This window comes from Candidatus Binatia bacterium (genome assembly GCA_035631035.1).
Taxonomy (GTDB): Bacteria; Eisenbacteria; RBG-16-71-46; order SZUA-252; family SZUA-252; genus DASQJL01.
In genome coordinates this window covers 1-4,772 of record DASQJL010000129.1, presented here as the reverse complement: position 1 = coordinate 4,772, position 4,772 = coordinate 1, and the positions used below count along the sequence as shown (strand labels likewise).

At 71.9% G+C, this 4,772-nt stretch carries 7 protein-coding genes; 3 read left to right on the top strand and 4 right to left on the bottom strand.

Annotated elements, in window-relative coordinates; translation table 11 throughout:
* Positions 1 to 681 (top strand): hypothetical protein (locus VE326_14615; GenBank protein ID HYJ34433.1); only part of this gene is annotated, 681 nt, incomplete at its 5' end.
* A 3-nt stretch (positions 682 to 684) separates the two neighbouring features.
* Here VE326_14615 and VE326_14610 read toward each other — a convergent pair.
* From VE326_14610 to VE326_14595, 4 genes are read right to left on the bottom strand one after another with little or no spacing between them, the layout of a single operon-like run.
* Positions 685 to 1,422 (bottom strand): metal-dependent hydrolase, encoded by a 738-nt coding sequence (locus tag VE326_14610; GenBank protein ID HYJ34432.1) that lies wholly within the window; start codon positions 1,420 to 1,422, stop codon positions 685 to 687.
* 44 nt (positions 1,423 to 1,466) lie between these two features.
* Positions 1,467 to 1,970 (bottom strand): TlpA disulfide reductase family protein, encoded by a 504-nt coding sequence (locus VE326_14605; protein HYJ34431.1) that lies wholly within the window; start codon positions 1,968 to 1,970, stop codon positions 1,467 to 1,469.
* A complete protein-coding gene (gene nth, locus VE326_14600) occupies positions 1,967 to 2,833 on the bottom strand; it encodes an endonuclease III (GenBank protein ID HYJ34430.1) in 867 nt (288 codons plus the stop codon). The genes VE326_14605 and nth overlap by 4 nt, the downstream gene beginning before the upstream one ends.
* 2 nt (positions 2,834 to 2,835) lie before the next feature.
* The gene (locus VE326_14595; protein HYJ34429.1) at positions 2,836 to 3,507 is read right to left on the bottom strand and encodes an LON peptidase substrate-binding domain-containing protein; all 672 of its coding nucleotides are present in this window, start codon (positions 3,505 to 3,507) and stop codon (positions 2,836 to 2,838) included.
* Between the two features lie 26 nt (positions 3,508 to 3,533).
* Here VE326_14595 and queG point away from each other — a divergent pair, with 26 nt between their 5' ends.
* Positions 3,534 to 4,562 carry a tRNA epoxyqueuosine(34) reductase QueG gene (gene queG, locus VE326_14590; GenBank protein HYJ34428.1) on the top strand — a complete coding sequence of 343 codons (1,029 nt, stop codon included), beginning with the start codon at positions 3,534 to 3,536 and terminating at the stop codon, positions 4,560 to 4,562.
* A gap of 8 nt (positions 4,563 to 4,570) precedes the next feature.
* The coding region (locus tag VE326_14585; protein ID HYJ34427.1) for a hypothetical protein at positions 4,571 to 4,772 on the top strand (202 nt) is incomplete at its 3' end.

Below are 4,772 nucleotides of genomic sequence, written 5' to 3'. Positions count from 1 at the left end.
GCGGGACGCCTGCTCGCCCGCGCCCTCGAGACACTCCCTCCGGGGGCCGGCCACTATCGCGCCGTGGCGCTCCGGATGCGGGAGGTGGACCGGACGGAGGGCGGCGGCGCCGCCTCGGCAGGGATCGAGCGGGCGTTCGCGAAGCACGGGATCAAGCTGCCGTCGCCGCCCGCGCGGCCGAAGACCGCGGCCGCGGGCCGGCGAACCTTGCGGGGCGCCGCCGCGGCGGGACGCGGAAGCTACCGCTCGCTGCGCGCGCTCGATCCCGATCGCGCCGGTGGCGCCGCCGCGATCCGCGCGGCGCTGGGGCTGCCCCGGGGCGCCCGCCTCGAGCGGCGGACGTGGTCGCCTCGCGTGGGGGGCGGCGCGCGCGAACAGCTCATCCATCGCGATCACGTCGTGGTGCGCGACCGCTCGCTCGGCGCCTGGAGCGGAATCGCCGTTCCGGTGATCTGCGGCTGCACGCTGACGCGCGAGCCCGACGGGCGCGTGGAGGGCGCTTCGCTCCGCCCGCATCCTCATCCCGAAGCGGGCGAGATCGCCCTCTGGCTGCGTTCCTGGATCGCGCGCGATGCGATCCGCCCCAAGGACGGCACCCTGTCGGCGGTCGAGCACTTCCGCGCGCGCCAGCCGTTTCGCGTCACGCGCGCGGGCGTCCTGGAGCGCGTCTACTTCGACTGAGGTCTAGCTTCGCCGCGCCAGCTCCGGCTCGACCGTCTCCCCCGGCATCACCTCGATCACGTGGATCTCCGGCTGGTCCGCGAGCTGCCGTTTCAGCTCGGCCGGCGTGCCGGTGAGCGCGGGGAAGGTCGAGTGGTGGATCGGCAGCACGTGCGCCGCGCCGATCAGCCGGGCCGCGACCGCCGCCTCGCGCGGGGCCATCGTGAAGAGGTCTCCGATCGGGAGCGCGGCGACGGAGGGCTTGTAGAGGTCGCCGATCCACTTCATGTCGCCGAAGAACCCCGTGTCGCCCGCGTGGTAGACGCGCGTTCCGTCCTCGAACTCGATCACGAACCCGCACGGCTCGCCGGCCGGGACGAGCCGGTCGCCGTCCTCGATCGTGCTGGAGTGGATGGCGTGGACCATGGTGACCCGGATCCCCGCGACCGTGACCGAGCCGCCCTTGTTGATGCCGTGCACCTTGTCGGTCAGTCCCTTGGAGCCCAGGAAGAGGGAGATCTCGTAGTTGCAGACGATCTCCGGGTGGAACTTCTTCGCGAGCGGGATGGCGTCGGCGAAGTGGTCGCCGTGGCCGTGCGTGATCAGCATCACGTCCACCCCGGACAGCTTCTTCGCCTCCGGCGGGCTCGCGGGATTCCCTTCGATCCAGGGGTCCACCAGGACCTGCTTGCCGCGGGGCGAGCGGTAGAGCACGGTGGCGTGGCCCAGCCACGTAATGGCGATTCCGTTCGTTCCGTTCATGACCATCTCCTCGGCCGCTACCCGGCGGCCGTCGTTTTCGAGGTTCAGCCCGGCTTGAGATCGGGCAGCTCCTCGGGGCGCTCGAGCACGGGCGGGATGTCGCCCAGCGCGAGCGCCTGCTCGGCGGCCGGCCCGAGGGCCAGGACTTCGGACTTGATGAAACCCTCCACGCGCTCGGCGATCCGTCCCGTGCCGTCGATGACGATCAGCGTCGGCACGGTGACGACCCCGTAGGCGCGCGAAGCGGGGTACGGCGGATCCTCGCAGGCGAGGGGGAAGGCGATCCGGTGCTGCTCGCGGAACGCGCGCGCTTCGGCGGCGGGATTCTGCGCGACGGCCAGGAACACGCGCTCCTCCCGCTCGAGCGCCCGGGCCAGAGGGCCGATGCGCTCCAGGAGGAGCGCGCTGGTCTCGCACTCCGTCTTGAAGAAGATGACGATGCCGCCGCCGGGCTGCACCAGGTCGCGCAGCTCCTGGTAGCCGCCTCCCAGCAGGCGGACGTCGAAGTCGGGCGCGACGGCCCCGGGCAGCCCGGCCCCGGGGTTCACGAGGCCCTCCGGCGCGCACGGGGCGCCGTGGACTTCCGGAGCGCGGGGCTCTTCTTCTTCGCCGCGCGCGGCGCCGTGGATTTGCCCCGTTTCTTCACCGCCGCCGCCGTGGCCACGCGTCTCGAGCCTTGCTTGGGTACGGCCTTCGTCTCGCGCTCCACCTTCTCCTCCCCGACGTCGGCACTCCGATCCCACGGCGGGACCTTCCCCGCCAGGTAGTACGGCCCGCTCGGGCACAGGTCGAGCACCGCGCACGCCTCGCACCGCGGCTTGCGCGCCACGCAGACGCGGCGGCCGTGGAAAATCAAGAGATGCGCGAACTCGATCCACTTGTCGCGCGGGATCGTCTTCATGAGGTCCCGCTCGACGTCGACCGGTCCCTTCCCCCGCGTCAGGCCCAGGCGGCGCGACACGCGATACACGTGCGTATCCACGACCACCCCCTCGGCGATGCCGTGCCCCACGCCGAGCACGACGTTCGCGGTCTTCCGCGCCACGCCGGGCAGGGAGAGGAGCTCGTCCATGCTGCGGGGCACGATGCCGGCGAACGCATCCACCAGCCTCCGCGAAGCGCCGCGGATCGACTTCGACTTGTTCCGGAAGAACCCGGTGGTGCGGATCAGCGCTTCCAGCTCCTCCTGCGAGGCCTGGCTCATCGCGCCGGCGTCCGGAAAGCGCGCGAACAGCGCCGGGGTCACCTGGTTCACGCGCGCGTCGGTGCACTGCGCGGAGAGGATCGTGGCGACGAGAAGCTGGAAGGGGTTCGTGTGCGTGAGCGCGCACGCGGCGTCGGGATGCGCGGCTTCGAGACGGCGGATCAGGAGATCCACGTCCCGCGGCGGCGAAGCGGCTCGAGGGGCCATGGTCAGTTCCGCCGGGAGTCGCCGGGATACAGGTGGCGAACCCGGTCGAGCAGGTCCTGCTTCGCGGCCGAGTCGCGCAGGTAGCGCACGATGGAGCGGAAGCGCGATCGCAGCGAGTCCAGCTCGAGAAGCTCCTGCTTCACGTTCGCCTCCACGTTCAGGTTCATCGCGATCATGTTGAGGACCGCCTCGGGGCTCACGTGCGGGCCGTACATCTCCGTGAGATCCACCGCCGCGCTCTCGCCGAGCCGTACGCGCCGGAACAGCGCGAGCAGCTCGGCGACCTCCCCCTCCACGCCGCTGGAAGCGCTCCAGGCCTGATCCTCCTCGACCGCCCGCACGCGGGCGATCCGGTAGGGCTCCTCCCGGCTGAACCCCTCGATCGCCACCTTGGACTCGCCATGCAGGGCAATGTTGTAGCGGCCGTCCTCGAGCCGCTGATGCTGCACCACGCGACCGACGCACCCGACTCCGTAGACCGCGGGAGCGCCGTAGTAGTCCGCCTCCCATCCGGGACGCAGCAGGGCCATGCAGATGGTCTGGCCACCCTGGAGCGCATCGGCCATCATGGTGCGGTAGCGCGGCTCGAAGATATGGAGCGGCAGGATCGCCTTCGGGAAGAGGACGACATTCGGGAGTGGAAACAGGGGCTGAAGTTCGAACCGCTCGGCCACCGGCCGATGCTAGCACAAGCGATTTTCTGCGGGAGAGACTTCGGGAAGCGGCTCTGGCGCTTGGGTTTTCCGCGGCCGGATTCGCCTCGGCCGAGCCGCACGAGCACCGGGCGCGCGCCGCCGCCTGGATCGCCGAGGGGCGCCACGGCACCATGCGCTGGATGGCGCGCCAAGTCGAGCGCCGGGGCGATCCGTCGGCCCTCCTCCCCGGCGCGAAGACGGTGATCTCCGTGGCCGCCGGCTACTACCGCGGCGACTGGCCCGCCAAGGACGGCGCCCCACGCGGCGCCGTGGCCCGCTATGCCTGGGGACGCGACTACCACAAGCGGATGAAGCGCCGGCTGGTCCGCCTCGGGCGCACGCTCGTGGCCCTCGTCCCCGGCGCGGGCTGGACCACCGCGGTGGACGCGCGCCCCTTCCTCGACCGCGCCTTCGCCGAGCGCGCGGGGATCGGCTGGATCGGGAAGAACACGAGCGTGATCCGAAAGACGGCGGGCTCCTGGTGCTTCCTCGGAGCGATCGTGACCGACATCGCGCTTCCTCCCGACGCTCCGGCGCGCAACTACTGCGGCACCTGCGCCCGCTGCATCGGCGCCTGTCCCACCGGCGCCATCACCGCGCCCTACCGCCTCGACGCCCGGCGCTGCATCAGCTACCTCACGATCGAGCACGACGGACCGATCCCCCTCGAGATGCGGCCGCAGATCGGGACCCGCATCTTCGGCTGCGACGATTGCCAGGAGGTCTGCCCCTGGAACCGCTTCGCCGTTCCGAGCGCCGATCCCGACTTCGCGGAGCGCCCCGACCAACAGGCGCCCGAGCTGATCCCTTTGCTCGGCATGGACGGCCCCGCCTTCCGGAAACGGTTCGAGGGCACGGCGCTCCTTCGCGCCGGCCGGGACCGCTTCGTCCGGAACGTCGCGGTCGCGCTCGGAAACGCCGGCGACCCCCGCGCCATCCCCGCGCTGGAGCGCGCGGCGGGCCAGGACCCGAACGCGAACGTGCGCGACCACGCGCGCTGGGCGCTGGCGCGTCTGCGTGGAGATACGCGATAATCGGCGGCATGCTCATCCCCCCTCTTGCACGGGCCGCCCGCGCCCTTAGGCGCCTTGCGGCTTTCCCGCTCTCCGCGTTCCTGATCGCCGCGCTCCCGCCTCTCGCGCCCGCGCGCGCCCTGGCCGCCGATGCCCAGCTCGCGAGCCTCGCCGACCTCTCCCTGGAGCAGCTGAGCCTGGTCCAGGTGACCTCGGTCTCGCGGCGCAGCG

Excerpts from the sequence above, each read along its gene's own strand:
- VE326_14610 (HYJ34432.1), bottom strand. The coding sequence starts at position 1,422 with ATGAACGGAACGAACGGAATCGCCATTACGTGGCTGGGCCACGCCACC.
- nth (HYJ34430.1), bottom strand. The coding sequence starts at position 2,833 with ATGGCCCCTCGAGCCGCTTCGCCGCCGCGGGACGTGGATCTCCTGATC.